This is a genomic window from Pectobacterium parmentieri, from assembly GCF_001742145.1.
GTDB classification, from domain to species: Bacteria; Pseudomonadota; Gammaproteobacteria; order Enterobacterales; family Enterobacteriaceae; genus Pectobacterium; species Pectobacterium parmentieri.
In genome coordinates this window covers 1026276-1046208 of record NZ_CP015749.1, presented here as the reverse complement: position 1 = coordinate 1046208, position 19933 = coordinate 1026276, and the positions used below count along the sequence as shown (strand labels likewise).

The following is a 19933-nucleotide window of genomic DNA, read 5'->3' as shown; positions in this document are numbered from 1 at the left end:
TTTACTCGATAGTAAGTAATTAAACAGAAAAAGGATGGCTATCACGCTTAAGCGACGAGGTAAACGTGCGTTCGCTATCAAGCAGGCGTTCCGTCAGCAATAGCTCACGATTCACGCCTGTGACGGTCAGCAATTTTTGTCGGCAAGCCAGCCACTGTTGAAGCTCATACTGTAAATGCGCAGACGGTTCACGTGCCAGATGCTCAACCAGTTCGAGCTGATCCTGATTCACCAAATGCTCACTAGCACTCTGTTGCCATTTCATGGCATCCAGCAGTAGCGCGGCCAGCCAGTGAATACGAGCATCCGCATCGTCATGATTCAGTTGCGGTATCAATGAAAAAAGATCCCGTGAAGTCAGCGCAGCAGAAAATGCCTGGCACAGCCCGCTACGCTGTTTCCAGCGCTCTGGCTGCAATAACGCTTCGGCAGCGAGCGGCGCGCCCGATTGCAATCTCAATGCGGTACGCAATGCTTTGCTATCATGACGATGGCGCGCATTCAGCCATAGCACACTCTGCGTCTCATTCGGGACATCCAGGTAGTGATACAGGCAGCGACTGCGTAAGGTTGCTAACAACCGAACAGGCTCACGACAGCCCAATAAAAAGAAGGTGTTTTTTGGCGGTTCTTCCAGCGTTTTCAGCAGAGCGTTCGCTGCTGCTTCGGTCAGTTGCTCAGCGGAAGCCAGCCAGATCACTTTTGCTCCGCCCTGTCGAGAGTGTTGGTACACTTTTTCTACGACGTCACGCACTGGATCGACGCCCAGACTATGCTTGCCCTTCTCCGGGCTCAGCACATGCCAATCTGGGTGTGTTCCCGCCGTCATCAAATTACAAGAGTGGCACTGACCGCAGCTTTTCATGCCGTCAGGTCGCTGACAGATCAGCCAGCGACTCAGCGCATAAATAAGCGATTCATCGCCCATGCCCGGCAACGCGTGCAGCAACACCGCATGGTGGCCTCTGCCTGTCTGATATTGACCAATAAGCTGCCGATAGGATGCGTTCAGCCACGGATACCAATCCATCAGTGCGGCCCCTGCGCAACAGGCCGTAATCCTTGTCGCTGTAACCACTGCTGTAACGCAGCCTGAATATCCGCACTGACGGCATCAATAGATTGTGCAGCATCGATCGTCAGGATGCTGTCATCCTCCGCCGCCAGTTCCTGATAGCGGAAGCGGGTACGATCAAAGAAAGCCAGCGACTCCTGCTCTATTCTGTCCAGCTCGCCGCGCTGACGCGCGCGCTGCAAGCCGATGGCTGGTGGTAAATCAAGATAGAGCGTCAGATCGGGACGAAAATCGCCCAGCACAGTGTCACGCAACGAGCGCAGCAGTTGCTGATCGATCCCACGTCCACCGCCTTGGTAAGCCTGTGAAGAGAGATCGTGACGATCGCCGATAACCCATTTCCCATCTGCCAGTGCAGGTTTAATGACGTTATCCACCAGTTGCACTCTGGCCGCGTAGAGCATCAAAACTTCCGCTTTGTCAGTCACCTTCTCATCGGCCATACCTTGCTTGATGAGCTCTCTCAGCTTCTCAGCCAGCGGCGTGCCGCCGGGTTCTCGTGTGAACATGACTTCTTTCACACCATGTGACCGCAACGTTTCCACAACAATATTGCGTGCAGTGGTCTTCCCTGCCCCTTCCAATCCTTCAATGACGATAAATTTACTGTTCATCCCGTTCCTTTAACGCTGAGCGGTATACCCTCACAGCACGATTATGGTCTGCAAGGTTAGTGGTAAAACTGTGTCCGCCTTTTCCATCCGCCACGAAATACAGATACGGCGTTTTAGCTGGATGCGCAGCCGCATCTAATGACGCTTTCCCCGGCATCGCGATCGGCGTCGGCGGCAAGCCGGCGATGACATATGTATTGTAAGGCGTCGACGTATCTAATGCTTTACGGGTTATCACGCCTTTATAGTCATCCCCCATGCCATAAATCACCGTAGGATCGGTTTGCAACCGCATACCAAGCCGTAAGCGATTAATAAAAACGGAAGCGACCTGCGTGCGTTCTTCATTGATTGCCGTTTCTTTTTCAATGATTGACGCCATCGTCAGCAACTCGTCTGGTGTCTTGTACGGTAAGCCCTCTTCACGTCCTTTCCATACCTCATCCACCGTTTTTTTCATGCGCTGATGCGCACGCTGTAACAGGGCGCTATCACTTGTACCAGCCGTGTATGAATAGGTGTCCGGATAAAACCAACCTTCCGGGTTAGTCTTATCTTTGATGTCTAGCTGAGCGGCAATGTCCTGTTCAGTTTTATCGGCCAGTGCATGCTTGATATAAGGTGCCTGCTGCAACGTGACAAGCCACTCTTTCAGTCGTGAACCTTCGACAAAACGGATGGTGAACTGTGCTTCCTTTCCGCTGGACAGTAAGGACAACATTTCGCGTACCGTCATTCCCGTTGTAAAGCGATACGTACCCGCCTTGAATTTTGCCAATTCAGGTTCGATACGCAGCAACCAAGGGAAAAACGCACCATCGGTAATAATGTTCTGATCGAGAAGCAGCGTTTCCAGCCCTTCTCTTCCCGTACCAGCAGGAAGCGTGAAAATAGTTTCTTTTTCGATAGCCAGTGGAGAACCAGCAAAACGCTGCATTTTCTGCCACGCTACCAATAACATCAGCACAACAGCAGCAATAATCAGCAAACCAATTTTCTTTTTCTTCATAAATCAACCATCTACTAGCAGTTAGGACTCAGGAATTGATAAAGCTCTCGGGAGTGGTAACGCCAGACGTGCGCCTGATTCACGGGGACTAGAGGCATTAATGCGTTACAAATCAGCACTTCATCCGCATCAGCCAATACGCCAATCGGTTCACTGACGATCTGTAACTCAAAGTCAGAACCCACCAGCAAGGCGATGATATGCTGCCGGGCAACGCCATCCACACCTGACTGAGATAAATCCGGCGTATAGACTCTATGCCCTTTGCGCCAGAATAAATTAGCGGCACAGCATTCCACTAGCGCACCGGAGGTGTCAAGCACGAGAGCCTCATCGGCCGAGGTCTGGTCAAGATATGCACGAATCAACACTTGTTCGAGCCGATTCAGATGCTTTATGCCCGCCAGTAGCGGATTTTTAGCTAATGCCACAGGACTTAAGTTCAGGCTAATCCCCTGTCCACGCCAGTCGGTATAATGCACAGGGTAGTCTACCTGCATAACGATTCGGCTTGGCTGCGCACAGCCTTGTGTACTGTAACCACGTCCGCCGACGCCGCGCGTTAGCATGACTTTCACTACACCGTTTGCACGGCCCAGTGCAGCCTGTTTCATTTCCGAGATCAGGCTTTCCCAGTCAACAAGCGGGAATAGCAAGCGCTCGGTGGCCTGCTGCAGCCGCACAATATGTCGATCTAGCCAAACAATCTCACCATCGCATACTCTGGCAGTCGTAAAGCAGCCGTCACCATACTGCGTTCCCCGATCGAGTACCAAGAGCTGTTCCTGTAACTGACCATTAACCCATAACATAATAGGCTCCGTCTCATTCATCGCCGCCAGCTTGCCAGTAAAGCAACATCGCACACAAGCAGGTGTATCTGATTTTATTCAAAATAGAATAAGGGTAATACTGATTGTTTACAGATCGGCCTGATAGAGCAATGAGTCACCATCATAAAAAATAAATGCAGGTGCAGAGGTACGCCTACGAGTGTGCCATAAGTAGCATCCGCCAGTGTGACATCGTTTTTCGGTAGATCTGCCGGGTGGCGAAGCGAAAATGCGGGGATCATCAGAAAAGAAGGCGTTGAATATAGCGTGAGAGATCGTGGCGGTAGATCTGAAAAATATCCGCCGACGTTACCCTCATTGTGTGGTCAGATTTATGCGGAGGGATAGCAACGATGCAACGCTACTATCCCATTGATATATTTATTAATGATAACCATCATCGCCAAAACACTTCGGTATTTCAGCGTATTACGCCTAAGCCACGGCTGGCAATGCGCAAAAACTCATTCATTACCCGATGGTGGCAATGCGGCCAAAATACGTTTTGCATCTTCCGTACTCAAGGCATAGTTAAAAAAACGCGAGTAAAAGTCCTGCGTCACATTGGTCATATCGATATCAGCAAATAAGTCAGGGTGGAGGCGCGATGCTGCCCACTTCAATTGCAAGGCTGTTTCAACACCGTACCGATCCCACGGGAAAACGCCAACTGGATTTTTCCAAACACGCTGATGGCGTACTGCATCAAGTCCCTTGAATAGGTCAGCATAAGGTGATTGTGAGATTTCACCGGCATTACCGCCGATAATGATGATGTCAGGTTGCCACGCCAGCACCTCTTCCGGCGATACCTCATGCAAATTGCCTTTCACGCTGGCAGCCGCATTCCTACCGCCTGCTAATGTGATCCAAGTATCGACCAATGTACCATTCCCGTCGATCTTGAGCGGCTCTAATGAAGCAATGTGCAAAACGCGAGGGCGCTGCTTTTCAGATAGTGCGTTCGTCTTTTGCGAAACGGCGGCGACAGTCTCTTCCAGATACTGGTTATAGTGCTCCGCACGCTGTAGCGCTTCTGGCGTACCAATGGCTTGCGCAGTATTCAGCATTGAGCGTTTCATAGACGGATAATCGTTAAAAAACATTTCCAAAACCGGCAGTTTCGCTTGTCGATACACTTCTGCATCACTATTACCTCGTGACACAAAAACGGCATCGATACCCGCTGACAGCAAAGATTCACTATTAAATGTCAGGCCATTAGCGCGCAGCGCCGAATTCAAAGACGGTTGTACCTTAAACATCCACGGACGATCTTCAGGATGATTAACAGTAGCCACGATACGGTCACCGACCCCCAACGCCATCAATAAAGAATGATGCGCGTACCAGGCATCAGCAATACGCAATACGGGTCCCTTAAGAACAACAGAGTGACCCACATCATCAGTAACCTGACGTGATACAACGTCTGCATAAATCGCGGGACTGGTGAAGAGAGATAGTAAAAATAAAAACGAAGGGGTAGAAATTTTCATGGGATGCCAGCGCTCCTGCTGACCTTGATAGTGGGATTATACTATCATCGCTATATTTAAATGTATACAGCGAAAGCCACTGCCTCACCCATAGCCAATTCCAGGGCGCAACCAGAAATGCGATCCCGATAAGATCGTAAAGTGGGAAAACCTGTCAACAGAGCGATTAAAAAAAAATGCCGGTCACTTTATGTGACTGGCATTTTTTAATGCACAATTTAATTGCGGCATAGCCATAATTAAATCTTACGGAAGATCAGAGAACCGTTGGTTCCACCAAAACCGAAAGAGTTGCAGAGTACATATTCCAGATTGCTAACCTGACGCGCCTCATGAGGTACGAAATCCAGATCGCAGCCTTCATCTGGGTTATCCAGATTGAGCGTTGGCGGAACAGCCTGATCACGTAGAGCAAGAATACTGAAGATTGACTCCACTGCGCCTGCCGCACCGAGCAAGTGACCCGTCATGGATTTTGTCGAACTAACCAGTACACGACTGGCGTCCGCGCCAAATACGGATTTCACTGCCTGTGTTTCAGCTTTATCACCCGCTGGCGTAGAGGTGCCATGCGCGTTGATATAACCGATCTGGCTCGTTGACACACCCGCATCACGCAATGCATTTTCCATCGCCAGTGCTGCGCCCGAGCCGTTTTCTGGCGGAGACGTCATATGATACGCATCGCTGCTCATGCCAAATCCAACAATTTCTGCATAGATTTTTGCACCGCGCTTTTTCGCGTGTTCATACTCTTCCAGCACCATGAGGCCTGCACCGTCACCCAGTACAAAACCATCACGATCTTTATCCCACGGACGGCTTGCCGCCTGAGGATCGTCGTTGCGCGTAGATAACGCACGAGCGGCACCGAATCCACCGACACCTAATGGCGTGCTGGCCTTTTCTGCACCACCGGCCAACATCACATCCGCATCATTGTAGGCAATGATACGTGCTGCCTGACCAATATTATGCACGCCAGACGTGCAGGCCGTAGCAATAGAGATACTCGGGCCACGCAGTCCGAACATGATAGTGAGATGCCCGGCCACCATATTGACGATGGTTGATGGCACGAAGAACGGACTGATTTTACGTGGGCCACCGTTCACCAGCGCAGTGTGGTTCTCTTCAATAAGACCCAGACCGCCGATGCCGGAACCAATCGCCGCACCGATACGCGGGGCGTTCTCTTCCGTTACTTCCAGACCGGAGTCCTGCATAGCCTGAACGCCAGCAGCAACACCGTATTGAATAAAGGCATCCATTTTGCGAGCTTCTTTACGCGAAATGAATTCCTCAGAATTAAAATTCTTTACTAAGCCAGCAAAACGCGTTGCATAGGCACTAGTATCGAAATGGTCGATCAGGCTGATACCACTCTGACCGGCAAGAAGAGCACTCCAGGTAGACTCAACTGTATTGCCGACAGGAGATAACATGCCCAGTCCGGTCACAACTACTCGACGCTTAGACACGCTTATCCTCCAGGGAGGGAAAAAAAGACACTGCGGGACAAAAAAACTTAGGCGGTCGAATGACCGCCTAGATATGTTCGCTTACTGCTGGTTAGCCTGAATGAAATCAATGGCTGCCTGAACAGTCGTGATTTTTTCAGCTTCTTCGTCTGGAATCTCAGTATCAAATTCTTCTTCCAGAGCCATTACCAGCTCAACAGTGTCAAGAGAATCAGCGCCGAGGTCATCAACGAAAGAAGCATTGTTTACGACTTCTTCCTGCTTAACACCAAGCTGTTCAACGATGATTTTCTTAACGCGTTCTTCGATAGTGCTCATACTCTTAAATTTCCTATCAAAACTCGCTTTCGCGATGGTTTTCGTAGTGTATAAAATGTTTGAAAAGATGCAACAAAATCTCGGCTGGTCGAACCACGATTTTGTGCTATTTTGCGGTTATCACCGCAAATAAAGCAAATAGTTTCGAGCTTTTTAGATCATATACATGCCGCCGTTGACATGCAATGTTTCGCCAGTAATGTAAGCAGCCTCATCAGAGGCTAAAAATACAACAGCACTGGCGATTTCTTTAGCATCACCGAGTCGGTTAGCTGGAACCGACGTCAAAATGCCTGCTCGCTGTTCTTCTGTCAATGCCTGAGTCATATCGGTTTCGATAAAACCAGGTGCAACCACGTTGACCGTAATACCACGAGAAGCCACTTCACGCGCGAGGGATTTGCTGAACCCAATCAGCCCCGCCTTCGCAGCAGCGTAGTTAGCTTGCCCTGCATTGCCCATCGTTCCCACAACGGAACCGATAGTAATGATACGGCCAAAACGTTTCTTCATCATGGCACGCATAACCGCTTTAGACATACGGAATACCGAGGTCAAATTAGTATCCAGAATATCGTGCCATTCATCATCTTTCATACGCATCAGCAGGTTATCACGGGTAATACCAGCGTTATTGATAAGAATATCAATTTCTCCGAATTCCGCGCGAATTTCGGCTAACACGCTTTCTACTGATGCTGCATCAGCAACATTCAGCATATAACCTTTACCGTTCTCACCCAGCCAGCCGCTAATCGCTTCAGCCCCTTTTTCGCTGGTTGCAGTACCAATGACTTTTGCCCCGCGAGCAACCAACGTCTCGGCGATGGCACGCCCTATACCACGGCTTGCACCGGTAACCAGCGCAATTTTCCCCTCAAAACTCATTGTATTCTCCGCTCTTATTTCTCAATCGCCGCTGATAGAGAAGCAGGATCGTTCACCGCAACTGCTGTCAAGGTATCGACGATTCGTTTGGTTAAGCCAGTCAATACTTTACCCGGCCCGACTTCTAACAGTGACTCAACCCCTTGAGAGGCCATGAATTCAACACAGTCAGTCCAGCGCACTGGACAATGAAGTTGACGCACCAGCGCATCACGAATCGCTTCTGGTGTGGTTTCGATACGCGCATCCACATTATTGACAACTGGGATGACCGGAGAATTAAAGGCCACGGATTCTAGCGCCACAGCCAATTTCTTCGCCGCGGGTTCCATCAACGCACAGTGTGATGGCACGCTGACAGGTAACGGCAACGCACGCTTCGCACCGGCCGCTTTACACGCGGCACCCGCACGCTCAACGGCGTCTTTATTACCCGCAATAACCACCTGACCCGGTGAATTAAAGTTTACCGGCGACACCACCTGCCCCTGCGCGGATCCTTCACACGCTTTGGCTATCGCATCGTTATCAAGGCCGATGATGGCATACATCGCTCCAGTACCTTCCGGCACGGCTTCTTGCATCAATTTGCCACGCAATTCAACCAGACGAACAGCCTGTTGGAAATCCAAGACACCAGCGCAAACCAGTGCAGAATACTCGCCGAGGCTATGGCCAGACATCAACACAGGTGTTTTCCCCCCCTGTTGCTGCCAGGCACGCCAGATAGCAACAGAAGCGGTCAGTAATGCAGGCTGCGTCTGCCAGGTTTTATTCAACTCTTCAGCCGGCCCTTGCTGGGTAAGCTGCCACAAGTCATAACCTAACGCTTCAGAAGCCTGAGCAAACGTTTCGGTGACAATCGGATATTCTGCTGCAAGTTCAGCCAACATCCCTACCGTTTGCGATCCCTGACCGGGAAATACCATTGCAAATTGCGTCATATCACAATCCTGTTTAATTAAAAACGAACCAGCGCGGAACCCCAGGTAAACCCGCCGCCAAAGGCTTCAAGCAGCACCAGTTGTCCTGGTTTAATACGCCCATCGCGCACGGCTTCATCAAGCGCTGAAGGCACGGAAGCCGCAGAGGTATTACCATGACGATCGAGCGTCACAACCACTTTGTCCATCCCCATGCCCAGCTTTTTCGCCGTAGCACTGATGATGCGCAAGTTAGCCTGATGGGGTACCAGCCAGTCTAATTCACTTTTGTCCAGTTGAGCCGCTTGCAGCGTTTCTTCAACAATGTGTGCCAGTTCCGTCACTGCCACTTTAAAGACTTCATTACCCGCCATCGTCAGGTAAGCAGGTGTATCCGTGTGGTTACGATCCTGATGCGGTAACGTCAGTAGCTCGCCATAGCGACCATCGGCATGAAGATGGGTAGAAAGAATGCCCGGTTGCTCTGACGGCGTTAATAGTACGGCACCCGCACCATCACCGAACAGAATCAACGTACCGCGATCCTCAGGGTCCAATGTACGAGACAAGGCATCTGAACCGATCACCAGTGCGTATTTCACCGCTCCACTTTTAACATATTGATCGGCAACGCTCAGCGCGTAGGTAAAACCTGCACAAGCGGCAGCCAGATCGAAGGCAATCGTATCCTTTATCCCTAATAATTGCTGAACCTGACAGGCTGAGCTAGGGAAAGCATGGCTTGATGATGTTGTAGCAACAATCAGAAGGCCGACTTCAGAAGCATCGACATTCGCCATTTCCAGCGCTTTCTGCGCGGCACGGTATCCCATGGTCGCAACGTTTTCATCCGGCGCAGCAATACGGCGCTCACGGATTCCAGTACGTGTGACGATCCATTCGTCCGTTGTTTCCACCATCTTTTCTAAATCAGCGTTTGTCCTGATTTCTTCAGGCAGGTAGCTGCCCGTTCCGATTATTTTTGTATACATGTACGCTTAGTCACTCTTGGGTAATACCGCTTCTAGACGAGCGGCAATCCGCTCGGGAAGCTGCCGCCGTACCGTCTGCATTGCCTGTTCAATAGCAACCGCAAACGCTCTCTGGTTTGCTGCACCATGGCTTTTGATTACAGTTCCCCGCAATCCTAGCAGGCATGCGCCATTATATTGATCGGGGTTCAAATGACCGAAACGCTTTGATAAGCGTTTTTGTAACAAACGTCCTAGCCATTTCAACCACCAAGATCGTTTTTGTTTTTGCTCCGGGCCTGAAGCGGGTGATTTCAGCAGTGACAGAAACATCCTTACCACGCCCTCTACCGTTTTCAGTGTGACATTACCCACAAAGCCGTCACAGACCATCACATCTGTTTTTCCAGTCAGCAGATCGTTGCCTTCCAGATAGCCGATGTAGTTTATTGATGGTGCCTTTTTTAGCTGTGCCGCTGCTTCACGGATAGTGCTTAACCCTTTGTTTTCTTCTTCACCGATATTCAATAACGCAACCCGGGGATTCGTCAGTTCCAACACTTCTTCTGCCATCACTGAGCCCATCACGGCAAACTGAACCAGCATCGTACTGTCACAGTCAACATTCGCCCCCAAATCCAACACGACGGTTTTCCCATGTTGCTGGTGAGGCAACACCGTCACCAACGCAGGTCGCTCAATCCCTTCAAGTGGCTTAATCAGGAGCTTAGCGAGCCCCATAAGTGCCCCCGTGTTACCAGCGCTCACGCAGGCCTGTGCCCTGCCATCTTTAATCAACTCAAGCGCGATACGCATTGAGGTACCGCGACTCGCACGAATAGCCTGCGACGGCTTCGCATCACTAGCAATAACCGACTCTGCCGGAACAACTTCCAAGCGGGAGAGCAAATTAGAATCGACTTTGGCAAGTAATGGAATAATCGCAGCAGGATCGCCGACTAATAACAAATTGAGAGTTGGATTAGAAGTCAGTGCCTGCAATGCAGCAGGCACTGTTACGCAGGGACCAAAATCCCCGCCCATCGCATCTAACGCCAGAGTTAGGCGTGTCAAGGTATTGCCTTGCAAATAATTCGCAAGAATTACTTGGCAATGACCTTGCGACCGCGGTAGTAACCGTCCGCAGTGATGTGGTGACGCAGGTGAGTTTCGCCAGAAACTTTATCTACGGATACAGAAGCGGTAGTCAGCGCATCGTGTGAACGACGCATACCACGTTTGGAACGGCTAGGTTTGTTTTGTTGTACGGCCATGGACCTTACTCCTTAATTACTTACGCTTTAAACTGGCTAATACGGCAAACGGATTTGGTTTTTCCGCCTCTGCAGGCAGTTGACCAAAAACCATGTCCGCTTCGGACACTTCACAGTGTTCAGAATCATGCACCGGGGCGATAGGCAACATCAGAATAATTTCATCTTCAATCATTGCCAGCAGATCGACTTCGCCAAATTCATCAACGCCGATCGGCTCATACGCTTCCGGTAACGCTTCGGCCTGCTCATCATTGACGACCGGGCTGAAACAGAATGTCGCATGGACTTGGTGTTCAAACGGCTTTCCGCAACGTTGGCACATCAGAGTGACAGTAACGTCAGCGTTACCGTCAATCACTGCCAGACGCTGATTATCAATATTGAAAGATAAAGAGGCCTGAACATCACTATCCACACTCACCACTGATTCGGCAACACGCTCTACTTGTTCAGCCGAATAGATACCAACGTAATCTAAACGCTTCTGAGCAGTGCGGACCGCATCAAGGGTTAAGGGTAATTTTACCTTTTGCATAGGGCGCGCATATTAACGTCGTAACGACATAGAGTCAAAGAAAAAGGCAGTGGTGCACCACCTTTCACCAATATTCGCTTCCAGAGCGGCGCACAGTTTAAAATGCCTTTCATCATTACGCTACGGTTTATCAAAAAATTATGCAGCAGATTGTTCTCGCCTCAACCTCACCTTACCGTCGAGCCTTATTGGAAAAGCTAACGCTACCCTTTATTTGCGCATCGCCAGACATCGATGAAACCCCTCGCTCCGGCGAAGACGCCATCGATCTTGTAATCCGCCTTGCTGAAAGCAAAGCGCGAACGCTGGCTGCGCACTACCCCAATCACCTGATTATCGGTTCCGATCAGGTTTGCGTATTAGGTAACACCATTACGGGAAAACCACACAATAAGGTTAACGCAACACGGCAATTACAGCAGGCCAGCGGAAAATGTGTGTCTTTCTTTACCGGACTGGCACTTTTCAATAGCGCGACGCAGGAAATACAGAGCCTCGCAGAACCCTTTGATGTCCATTTCCGAATACTAACGAACGCGGAAATTGACGGTTATCTGGAGAAAGAACAGCCGTGGAACTGCGCGGGCAGCTTTAAAAGCGAGGGATTGGGTATTGCCCTCTTTGAACGATTATCCGGGAGAGATCCTAATACACTCATTGGGTTACCGCTGATCGCGCTAATACAGATGTTACAAAAGGAAGGCATGAATCCATTGACGGTATGAAATAAATCGGGATAGCCCAATAGAAAGCTATCCCGACAGACAAAGACATCGTGAGTGATTAGATTTTTGTCTTGCGCAGCACTTGCAGACAGCGGCGTAACCCGCTATCCAATGGTGCTTCAACTCTCAGTGTCTCACCCGTGTTCGGGTGCTCAAAACGCAGTGCCTGTGCATGCAGGAATAGACGCTTTAAACCCGTACCTGTCAGTTGCTGATCGAACTCGCGATCGCCGTAACGGTCATCAAACGCAATGGGATGCCCAGCATATTGGGCGTGTACACGAATTTGATGTGTACGCCCGGTAACAGGGCTCGCCCGCACTAGCGTCGCATGTTCAAAGCGCTCTTCTATTTTAAAACGTGTTTCTGACGGTTTACCTTCGCTGTTGACCCGCACTATGCGTTCACCGCTTTGCAGGATATTTTTCAACAGCGGCGCCTGAACGGCCTTACAGTGAGACTGCCATTGACCGCGAACCAGCGCCAGATAGTCTTTTTGCATACCTTTCAGCCGCAGTTGTTCATGTAGAGACCGTAAAGCCGAACGTTTTTTGGCTACCAGCAAAACGCCCGAAGTATCGCGATCGAGGCGGTGTACTAACTCCAGAAAACGCGCTTCTGGGCGTAAAGCACGTAGCCCTTCAATCACACCAAAGCTCAAGCCACTGCCGCCATGTACCGCCGTACCCGAGGGCTTATTCAGCACCAACAGGTAGTCATCTTCATAGATAATACACTCGGCTAATGCCGCCACTTTGCCAAGACTGGCGGAAACCGGCGTTTCATCTCGTTCGGCCTGTCGCACAGGCGGAATACGAATGACATCACCGTCGAGCAATTTATACTCCGGCTTGACCCGTTTCTTATTTATCCTTACCTCACCTTTTCGCAAGATGCGGTAAACCAGGCTTTTAGGCACGCCCTTTAAGTGGGTATGCAAAAAATTATCGATACGCTGCCCCGCTTCATCTGCGGAGATCGTCACAAATTGTACTGAAGGATTATCTGTTTTCATGATGCGCGATTCTAAATAGAGCAACCCGATAGCGCCACTTCTTTTTCTGTGCTTAACTGTGTGTCTGACTTATGAAGATATTGTTGCACTTCCGGATGCGTTGGGTTGTAGCATCAAACCCTGTCCGTTTTGGTGATCACAACAGGACTATCTTTATACAGACAGGCAAAGTCACCTTGCTATAACGGTATCAGCAGTGGAATAATGCTTTTGCGTTTCCCATGCGGATTTCCGGTAGAACAAGGGGAAATTGCGAAATTATTAAATTTGCCTGATGACGCACACACGCAGCAATGGCGTAAGACGTAATGCGAAATCAAGCAGTTAGCGGGCTGCGGATTGCAGCTTGGCCGGCAAATGGAATCAGATCTGGCGACATTATTCAGAAGCTGTTCCCTCAGTAAATGCGCTGTTTTCCATAAGGAAACACAGGCTACCGAAACATGCGTCTCTATGCAGGCGACAACCGGGAGGTTGACGTCCCTGCGATAAGCCACGAGGCCATCGGTTCACTCCGGTCATGCGGTTCTTTTGTCCGCAGCTCTATCAATAATGCAAGTAAAAATAACGAGTAAGTTGAAGATGAAAAGAATGTTAATTAACGCAACTCAGCAGGAAGAGTTGCGTGTTGCCTTGGTTGATGGTCAACGGCTGTATGATTTGGATATCGAAAGTCCAGGCCATGAGCAGAAGAAAGCAAATATCTACAAAGGTAAGATCACTCGTATCGAACCCAGTCTTGAAGCAGCCTTTGTTGATTACGGCGCTGAGAGGCACGGTTTCCTCCCTCTTAAAGAAATTGCCCGCGAATATTTCCCCAGTAACTATGCTTCCCATGGTCGGCCTAACATTAAAGACGTGTTACGTGAAGGTCAGGAAGTCATTGTTCAGGTGGACAAAGAAGAGCGTGGCAATAAAGGTGCGGCACTGACCACCTTTATCAGCCTGGCGGGTAGCTATCTGGTCTTAATGCCGAATAACCCTCGAGCAGGCGGTATCTCGCGCCGCATCGAAGGCGATGACCGTACCGAACTCAAAGAAGCGTTGGGATCGTTGCAACTGCCCGATGGCATGGGGCTCATTGTTCGTACAGCCGGCGTGGGTAAATCCGCTGAAGCACTGCAATGGGATCTGGCTTTCCGTCTGAAACACTGGGACGCGATCAAAAAAGCCGCGGAAGGTCGCTCGGCACCGTTCCTGATTCATCAGGAAAGTAACGTGATCGTCCGTGCTTTCCGTGATTATCTGCGCCAGGATATTGGCGAGATTCTGATCGACAACCCAAAAATTCTCGAACTGGCGAAAGAACATATTTCTGCGCTGGGTCGCCCCGATTTCAGCAGCAAAATCAAATTATACAGTGGTGAAATCCCACTTTTCAGCCACTATCAGATCGAATCGCAGATTGAATCTGCTTTCCAGCGTGAAGTGCGTCTGCCATCCGGCGGATCTATCGTTATCGATACCACTGAAGCACTGACTGCGATTGATATCAACTCCGCCCGTGCAACACGCGGTGGTGATATTGAAGAAACTGCATTTAATACTAACCTAGAAGCCGCAGATGAAATTGCCCGTCAACTTCGCCTGCGTGACCTCGGTGGTCTAATCGTCATCGACTTCATCGATATGACCCCCGTCCGCCACCAGCGTGAAGTTGAAAACCGCCTACGCGATTCAGTACGTCAAGATCGTGCGCGTATTCAGATCGGCCGGATTTCCCGCTTCGGTCTGTTGGAAATGTCACGTCAACGCTTGAGTCCTTCACTGGGTGAATCCAGCCATCATGTTTGCCCACGCTGTAGCGGCACAGGCACGATTCGTGACAATGAATCGCTTTCACTGTCGATTCTTCGCCTGATTGAAGAAGAAGCGCTGAAAGAAAACACCAAAGAAGTTCATGCGATTGTTCCAGTCCAGATTGCGTCTTATCTGCTGAACGAGAAGCGTGACGCCGTTAACGCCATTGAGACACGCCAGGGCGGCGTACGTGCGATCATCGTGCCACACGACGGCATGCAAACACCGCACTACTCCGTGGTTCGTGTCCGTAAAGGCGAAGAAAAGCCAACACTCAGCTATTTGCTGCCTCAGCGTTTGGAAACAGAAACGCAGCAGTTGCAAGACGAACAAACGATCGAGCGTAAACAGCCTGAGCAACCTGCATTAGCAACGTTCAGCATGGCTGAAATGCCTGAAGAAACCACGCCACCTGTTGCCAAAGCGACTCCAGCAGTAGTGAAAGCCGCGGAAGAAACGCAGCCTGGTCTTATTAGCCGTTTCTTCGGTGCCTTGAAAAGCGTCTTTGCTTCTGAACCAGCCGTAAAAGCTGCGGATAACGTTGACGAGAAGAAAGCTGAAGAAGAAAAATCTACTGAAGGCCAACGCTCTGAACGTCGGAATTCACGCCGTCAGGGTAATAATCGCCGTGACCGTGGCTCTCGTGACAATCGTGACAATCGTGACAATCGTGACAATCGTGACAATCGTGAACAGCGTGATGATCAGCGCCGTAACAAGCGACAAAATGATGAAACGGTTACTGAAACTCGCGTTGCGGAAAATGCGGAGAAAGCGGGTTCGGAAGAACAGCCACGCCGTGAACCGCGAGCTGAACGTCAGCGTCGTCGTCAGGACGAGCGCCGCCCAGCGCCAGCAGAAGAAAAAGTTCAGCCAGCGACCGCGGATTCCGATGACAATGCAGCCGATCAGGATAAACCTACTCAGGTTATGCAGCGTCGCCAACGTCGTCAGTTGACGCAGAAAGTACGCGTTCAGTCTGAAGCGCAGCAGGATACTCTCTCTGATAACACGGCACCGGTTTCTGAAGCACCAGAGCAGGTTCAATCTTACGCTAAGCCAAGCGATGCTGTTGTAGACGGTAACGAGAGCGATAACGAACAAAACGATGCAAATCGTAGCAATGGCGAAAATGGCGGTATGCCGCGTCGCTCACGCCGTTCGCCTCGCCACCTGCGTGTCAGCGGCCAGCGTCGTCGTCGCTATCGCGATGAACGTTACCCATCTCAGTCGCCGATGCAGTTGGAATTTGCTGCTGCATCACCGGAGATGGCATCAGGGAAAGTGTGGGTCAGCTACCCTGTCGCGCAGCCACAGCAGGCTGAAAGCCAACCGTTGGAAGAGGACGTGGCAGCTATCGAAACACCGCTGTTACCCGTCGTTGTCGACGTCGCTGTGACTGCACAAGTCGATACCGCTGAATCTAACGCGATTGAAAACGTTGCAGGCGTTACTGAAACAGTCGTTCAGGAAGATACTGTTGTAACAGCAACAGCGCAATCCGCGGACGTTGTTCAGGACAGCGATATCGCTGATGTCGAAGTGAGTGCGGCGGATCAAAACACCATCGTCGAGCCAGTTACTGAGCACACGGCGATCGATGATGTCATCGCGCCGGTTGCAGTAAGTGTGGTCGAAGAAGTAAAAGCCGCTGAGGTTGATGATACAGCTCAGACAACTGAAGACACACAGACCGTTGAAGCTGTTGTTGCTGTTGAAACTGCTGTTGCTGAAGAAAAATCAGCAGATGACATCGCTGCTGATACGACCGAGACAGTCGATGTGGCAGAACCGGTTTCTACCCCGGTGGTTTCCGCAGTACAGGAAATAAGCCAGCCACAAAGCGTTCAGGATGAGCCAGCGATCGCTACCAGCGCACAAGCTGTTGTAGAAGAACCTGTTCCGAGCGTAACAAAAGCAGTAACCGTCATTGAACAGCCTCGCTATAAACTCCATGCAACGGCACCAATGACTAAAGCTCCGGCTCCGTCATACCACTCCGAGCCTGCTCGACACAGTGATTGGGTCCGTCCAGCCTATCCGTTCTCAGGAAAAGGCTCGGCAGGCGGTCATGCCGCAGTTAATCAGTCAACTGCGCCAGCAACCAAGCCTACGCCAGCCAACGAGTAACGCTGACGTTTATAGACAAATACCCGCCAATTGGCGGGTATTTTTTTATTAACCTAAAAAATTCAATTGCTTGATATCGACACTGTCCGTTTTGCCACCCAGTTCGGCCAAGAAACTTTTGAAGTGCGCACTTTGTTCATGTGATGCCAAAGCGTCCCGATCCTTCCAGCGCTCGAAGAATACAAATGAACCGGGTTTATCTACGACTTCATGCAGATCATACTGCACGTTGCCCGCCTCCTGTCGGCTGGGTGACACCACGCGTTTTAGCGTTGCGGTAACATCAGCAATGAACTCTGCCTTTGCCTGAATAGTGGCAACAATACGAATTTCCATCTACATCCCTTATTTATCAATGAAAAGATAATACTATCAGATGCCAATCTGCGCTTAATTTCAAGCATTCATCAACAAACGGATGCATTCAAATGGCTTTACGCTTATCCTTATCCCCCGCCGTATCAGTCCCAAAACCAACCGAAAGACGATGTTTTTCTACTGACCGCCGGAGCGCAATTCCATGACCGCACAGCCCACTATTCTTAAAATCCGTCGCCCTGACGATTGGCACATTCACCTGCGTGACGATCGGATGCTGGAAACCGTTCTCCCCTATACCAGTCGTTTCTTCGGCCGTGCGATTGTTATGCCCAACCTGACGCCACCGATTACCAGCGTAGCCAGTGCGATTGCGTATCGTCAGCGTATTTTAGCTGCGATCCCGCAGGGCGATAACTTTCATCCGTTGATGACGTGCTACTTGACCGATGCACTGGATGCCAATGAAATTGTGAGTGGCTTTAAGCAAGGCGTCTTTACCGCAGCCAAACTCTATCCAGCCAACGCGACAACGAACTCCAGTCATGGAGTGACCAGCATCACCAATATCTCCGGTATTCTGGAGAGAATGCAGAAAATTGGCATGCCGTTACTCATTCACGGCGAAGTGACCGACCCCGCTATTGATATTTTCGATCGGGAAGCTCGCTTCATCGAAACCGTTCTGGAACCGTTGCGCCAACAGTTCCCTGAGTTGAAAGTCGTCCTTGAGCACATTACGACGAAAGAAGCGGTGCAGTATGTTGTTGCAGGTGATGATTATCTCGCGGCAACCATTACACCGCAGCATTTGATGTTTAACCGCAATCATATGCTGGTTGGTGGTGTTCGCCCTCACCTGTATTGTCTGCCGATCTTAAAACGTAACACACATCAGCAGGCGCTACGTGAAGCCGTCGCCAGCGGTTGTGAGCGTCTTTTCCTCGGTACGGACTCCGCCCCGCATGCCAAGCATAGAAAAGAATCCAGTTGCGGCTGTGCTGGTGTGTTCAATGCCCAGGCAGCATTGAGTACCTACGCCACGGTGTTTGAAGAAATGAACGCGCTTGATAAACTCGAAGCATTCTGTTCCCTGAACGGCCCACGTTTTTATGGCCTGCCGGTGAATGACGGTTGGATTGAGCTTCATCGTGAAACGGTCACGTTCCCAGAAGAAATTGCCCTCGGTGATGAGTCGCTAATTCCTTTCCTGGCCGGACAAAGCCTCAATTGGTCAGTCCGTTAATCGACAAGCCTATCGGCATTATGGCGATGGGCTAAATTTTATTGCACATCTTGTTCTTCATTCTTAATGGCTGTATAAATAAACAGTTAAAATTTGGAGGTCAGCATGCGCGTAGAAATCACTCTTGCAAAGACAACGCCTTTACCCGCTGGTGCCATCGAAGCACTCAGGTGTGAACTGGAAAAGCGGATTCACAAAATTTACCCCGATACCCCAATTCAGGTCCGCTATGCATCCGCCAATAGCCTGACGGTGATGGGGGCTGGCAAAGATGATAAAGATCGTATCTCCGAAATCTTGCAGGAAACGTGGGAAAGTGCCGATGACTGGTTTGCGATAGAGTAATCTAAAGCTTGAAAGATAACGGAGACATAGGCTGTAATGGCACTTTAAAGCGGCATTCCGCCATGTGCTATGACCGAGGGGATCTATTATGACGGTAGAAAAACCAGAAGAGGCAATGACATTCGGGGAACTGCTGGAGCTGATTGGCGAGCAACAACGCAAGATCGATGCTCTGGAGCTCGCCTTCTCGTCCTTGGCATTCTGCTTCGATGAAAAAGCAAACAAGCTGATGATTCACAATCTGACATTGGAATCTCAGAATGAGAATCGGGACCCTGCTGTGAAGAAATACCTTGCTAGACTGGCTGCTGCATTGGAGAAAAATGCAGGTTCCAGCACGGAATAATATTCTACCGCCCAGTAACCTCACCTTCGGGATGAAAATCTATTCGTCCCGATGTCTCATTAGATCCATCCTCTATCCCTTTGCCATCCCTGCAGATGTAATGTTTTACGAAAAATTGAAAATATTTCCCATAAATTAAATAAGCAGCAGTATACTGATAATGCTCGTTTAAGAATAATGAGCCACCTGAAGCCTCGTTAGTCACTCATGTTAGTAACTAGTCAATAAGGGGTATTTATGGATAGAAAAAATGAAGTTATTCAGACACATCCTCTTGTAGGTTGGGACATCAGTACCGTTGACAGTTATGACGCCATGATGATCCGTTTGCATTACTTATCCACCTCGGATCAAGCACCAGATGAAGCCCATGTGGACCGGACGCTTTGGCTAACAACCGATGTTGCCAGGCAACTGATACATATACTCGAAGCCGGTATTGCGAAAATCGAATCGACAGACTGTGACGTCAGTGATTATCGGAAACATTAGCAATTGATAGCGTTATTAATATTACATTCAATACCTATTAATTTTTATTGATAACATTTCCTTTAAAAATATTTTCTTTAGTAACAGTTGTTA

General features: G+C 49.8%; 21 protein-coding genes. 6 read left to right on the top strand and 15 right to left on the bottom strand.

Features of this window, described 5'->3' with window-relative positions:
• Nucleotides 1-19: 19 nt before the first annotated feature.
• The 13 genes from holB to yceD all read right to left on the bottom strand — a co-directional run bounded on the left by holB (nucleotide 20) and on the right by yceD (nucleotide 11423).
• A complete protein-coding gene (holB, locus tag A8F97_RS04640) occupies nucleotides 20-1030 on the bottom strand; it encodes a DNA polymerase III subunit delta' (RefSeq protein WP_033071677.1) in 1011 nt (336 codons plus the stop codon).
• Nucleotides 1030-1689, bottom strand: a complete 660-nt coding sequence (gene tmk, locus A8F97_RS04635) for a dTMP kinase (protein ID WP_033071678.1) — start codon at nucleotides 1687-1689, stop codon at nucleotides 1030-1032. The genes holB and tmk overlap by 1 nt, the downstream gene beginning before the upstream one ends.
• A complete protein-coding gene (gene mltG, locus A8F97_RS04630; RefSeq protein ID WP_033071679.1) occupies nucleotides 1679-2698 on the bottom strand; it encodes an endolytic transglycosylase MltG in 1020 nt (339 codons plus the stop codon). Before mltG ends, tmk begins: the two co-directional genes overlap by 11 nt.
• Before the next feature lie 14 nt (nucleotides 2699-2712).
• On the bottom strand, nucleotides 2713-3510 hold the full coding sequence (gene pabC / locus A8F97_RS04625; RefSeq protein ID WP_033071680.1) for an aminodeoxychorismate lyase: 798 nt from the start codon (nucleotides 3508-3510) through the stop codon (nucleotides 2713-2715).
• A gap of 485 nt (nucleotides 3511-3995) precedes the next feature.
• A complete protein-coding gene (locus A8F97_RS04620; protein ID WP_033071681.1) occupies nucleotides 3996-5030 on the bottom strand; it encodes an ABC transporter substrate-binding protein in 1035 nt (344 codons plus the stop codon).
• A gap of 239 nt (nucleotides 5031-5269) precedes the next feature.
• Nucleotides 5270-6511, bottom strand: coding sequence for a beta-ketoacyl-ACP synthase II (gene fabF / locus A8F97_RS04615; protein ID WP_014700417.1), 1242 nt, complete (start codon nucleotides 6509-6511; stop codon nucleotides 5270-5272).
• A gap of 81 nt (nucleotides 6512-6592) precedes the next feature.
• On the bottom strand, nucleotides 6593-6829 hold the full coding sequence (gene acpP, locus A8F97_RS04610) for an acyl carrier protein (RefSeq protein ID WP_005970506.1): 237 nt from the start codon (nucleotides 6827-6829) through the stop codon (nucleotides 6593-6595).
• 153 nt (nucleotides 6830-6982) lie between these two features.
• Nucleotides 6983-7717 (bottom strand): 3-oxoacyl-ACP reductase FabG, encoded by a 735-nt coding sequence (gene fabG / locus A8F97_RS04605; RefSeq protein WP_010276180.1) that lies wholly within the window; start codon nucleotides 7715-7717, stop codon nucleotides 6983-6985.
• 14 nt (nucleotides 7718-7731) lie between these two features.
• Nucleotides 7732-8661 carry an ACP S-malonyltransferase gene (gene fabD / locus A8F97_RS04600; protein WP_014700418.1) on the bottom strand — a complete coding sequence of 310 codons (930 nt, stop codon included), beginning with the start codon at nucleotides 8659-8661 and terminating at the stop codon, nucleotides 7732-7734.
• Nucleotides 8662-8678: 17 nt separating this feature from the next.
• Nucleotides 8679-9632, bottom strand: a complete 954-nt coding sequence (locus tag A8F97_RS04595) for a beta-ketoacyl-ACP synthase III (protein ID WP_014700419.1) — start codon at nucleotides 9630-9632, stop codon at nucleotides 8679-8681.
• 6 nt (nucleotides 9633-9638) lie between these two features.
• On the bottom strand, nucleotides 9639-10685 hold the full coding sequence (gene plsX / locus A8F97_RS04590; protein ID WP_015730743.1) for a phosphate acyltransferase PlsX: 1047 nt from the start codon (nucleotides 10683-10685) through the stop codon (nucleotides 9639-9641).
• 29 nt (nucleotides 10686-10714) lie between these two features.
• On the bottom strand, nucleotides 10715-10885 hold the full coding sequence (gene rpmF, locus A8F97_RS04585) for a 50S ribosomal protein L32 (RefSeq protein WP_005970518.1): 171 nt from the start codon (nucleotides 10883-10885) through the stop codon (nucleotides 10715-10717).
• A 16-nt stretch (nucleotides 10886-10901) separates the two neighbouring features.
• A complete protein-coding gene (gene yceD / locus A8F97_RS04580) occupies nucleotides 10902-11423 on the bottom strand; it encodes a 23S rRNA accumulation protein YceD (protein ID WP_005970520.1) in 522 nt (173 codons plus the stop codon).
• A gap of 140 nt (nucleotides 11424-11563) precedes the next feature.
• On the opposite strand from yceD, the gene A8F97_RS04575 reads away from it, so the two are divergent.
• Nucleotides 11564-12148 carry a Maf family protein gene (locus tag A8F97_RS04575; protein ID WP_033071682.1) on the top strand — a complete coding sequence of 195 codons (585 nt, stop codon included), beginning with the start codon at nucleotides 11564-11566 and terminating at the stop codon, nucleotides 12146-12148.
• 58 nt (nucleotides 12149-12206) lie between these two features.
• On the opposite strand, the gene rluC is transcribed toward A8F97_RS04575, so the two are convergent.
• A complete protein-coding gene (rluC, locus tag A8F97_RS04570) occupies nucleotides 12207-13163 on the bottom strand; it encodes a 23S rRNA pseudouridine(955/2504/2580) synthase RluC (protein WP_033071683.1) in 957 nt (318 codons plus the stop codon).
• 582 nt (nucleotides 13164-13745) lie between these two features.
• Between rluC and rne the strand changes: the two genes are divergently transcribed.
• Nucleotides 13746-17093: a ribonuclease E gene (gene rne / locus A8F97_RS04565; protein WP_033071684.1), complete on the top strand. Its 3348-nt coding sequence runs from the start codon at nucleotides 13746-13748 to the stop codon at nucleotides 17091-17093.
• Between the two features lie 48 nt (nucleotides 17094-17141).
• On the opposite strand, the gene A8F97_RS04560 is transcribed toward rne, so the two are convergent.
• Nucleotides 17142-17429: a putative quinol monooxygenase gene (locus tag A8F97_RS04560; protein WP_014700424.1), complete on the bottom strand. Its 288-nt coding sequence runs from the start codon at nucleotides 17427-17429 to the stop codon at nucleotides 17142-17144.
• Nucleotides 17430-17613: 184 nt separating this feature from the next.
• On the opposite strand from A8F97_RS04560, the gene pyrC reads away from it, so the two are divergent.
• The 4 genes from pyrC to bssS all read left to right on the top strand — a co-directional run bounded on the left by pyrC (nucleotide 17614) and on the right by bssS (nucleotide 19840).
• Nucleotides 17614-18657 carry a dihydroorotase gene (gene pyrC / locus A8F97_RS04555; protein ID WP_033071685.1) on the top strand — a complete coding sequence of 348 codons (1044 nt, stop codon included), beginning with the start codon at nucleotides 17614-17616 and terminating at the stop codon, nucleotides 18655-18657.
• A 105-nt stretch (nucleotides 18658-18762) separates the two neighbouring features.
• Nucleotides 18763-19002, top strand: a complete 240-nt coding sequence (gene dinI / locus A8F97_RS04550; RefSeq protein WP_014700426.1) for a DNA damage-inducible protein I — start codon at nucleotides 18763-18765, stop codon at nucleotides 19000-19002.
• An 88-nt stretch (nucleotides 19003-19090) separates the two neighbouring features.
• Nucleotides 19091-19348 carry a hypothetical protein gene (locus A8F97_RS04545; protein ID WP_014700427.1) on the top strand — a complete coding sequence of 86 codons (258 nt, stop codon included), beginning with the start codon at nucleotides 19091-19093 and terminating at the stop codon, nucleotides 19346-19348.
• A gap of 237 nt (nucleotides 19349-19585) precedes the next feature.
• Nucleotides 19586-19840, top strand: a complete 255-nt coding sequence (bssS, locus tag A8F97_RS04540; protein WP_005970542.1) for a biofilm formation regulator BssS — start codon at nucleotides 19586-19588, stop codon at nucleotides 19838-19840.
• Nucleotides 19841-19933 lie beyond the last annotated feature (93 nt).

Coding starts and splice junctions, on each gene's coding strand:
- holB (WP_033071677.1), bottom strand. CDS start 1,030: ATGGATTGGTATCCGTGGCTGAACGCATCCTATCGGCAGCTTATTGGT.
- tmk (WP_033071678.1), bottom strand. CDS start 1,689: ATGAACAGTAAATTTATCGTCATTGAAGGATTGGAAGGGGCAGGGAAG.
- mltG (WP_033071679.1), bottom strand. CDS start 2,698: ATGAAGAAAAAGAAAATTGGTTTGCTGATTATTGCTGCTGTTGTGCTG.
- pabC (WP_033071680.1), bottom strand. CDS start 3,510: ATGTTATGGGTTAATGGTCAGTTACAGGAACAGCTCTTGGTACTCGAT.
- A8F97_RS04620 (WP_033071681.1), bottom strand. CDS start 5,030: ATGAAAATTTCTACCCCTTCGTTTTTATTTTTACTATCTCTCTTCACC.
- acpP (WP_005970506.1), bottom strand. CDS start 6,829: ATGAGCACTATCGAAGAACGCGTTAAGAAAATCATCGTTGAACAGCTT.
- fabG (WP_010276180.1), bottom strand. CDS start 7,717: ATGAGTTTTGAGGGGAAAATTGCGCTGGTTACCGGTGCAAGCCGTGGT.
- fabD (WP_014700418.1), bottom strand. CDS start 8,661: ATGACGCAATTTGCAATGGTATTTCCCGGTCAGGGATCGCAAACGGTA.
- A8F97_RS04595 (WP_014700419.1), bottom strand. CDS start 9,632: ATGTATACAAAAATAATCGGAACGGGCAGCTACCTGCCTGAAGAAATC.
- rpmF (WP_005970518.1), bottom strand. CDS start 10,885: ATGGCCGTACAACAAAACAAACCTAGCCGTTCCAAACGTGGTATGCGT.
- yceD (WP_005970520.1), bottom strand. CDS start 11,423: ATGCAAAAGGTAAAATTACCCTTAACCCTTGATGCGGTCCGCACTGCT.
- A8F97_RS04575 (WP_033071682.1), top strand. CDS start 11,564: ATGCAGCAGATTGTTCTCGCCTCAACCTCACCTTACCGTCGAGCCTTA.
- rluC (WP_033071683.1), bottom strand. CDS start 13,163: ATGAAAACAGATAATCCTTCAGTACAATTTGTGACGATCTCCGCAGAT.
- rne (WP_033071684.1), top strand. CDS start 13,746: ATGAAAAGAATGTTAATTAACGCAACTCAGCAGGAAGAGTTGCGTGTT.
- A8F97_RS04560 (WP_014700424.1), bottom strand. CDS start 17,429: ATGGAAATTCGTATTGTTGCCACTATTCAGGCAAAGGCAGAGTTCATT.
- pyrC (WP_033071685.1), top strand. CDS start 17,614: ATGACCGCACAGCCCACTATTCTTAAAATCCGTCGCCCTGACGATTGG.
- dinI (WP_014700426.1), top strand. CDS start 18,763: ATGCGCGTAGAAATCACTCTTGCAAAGACAACGCCTTTACCCGCTGGT.
- A8F97_RS04545 (WP_014700427.1), top strand. CDS start 19,091: ATGACGGTAGAAAAACCAGAAGAGGCAATGACATTCGGGGAACTGCTG.
- bssS (WP_005970542.1), top strand. CDS start 19,586: ATGGATAGAAAAAATGAAGTTATTCAGACACATCCTCTTGTAGGTTGG.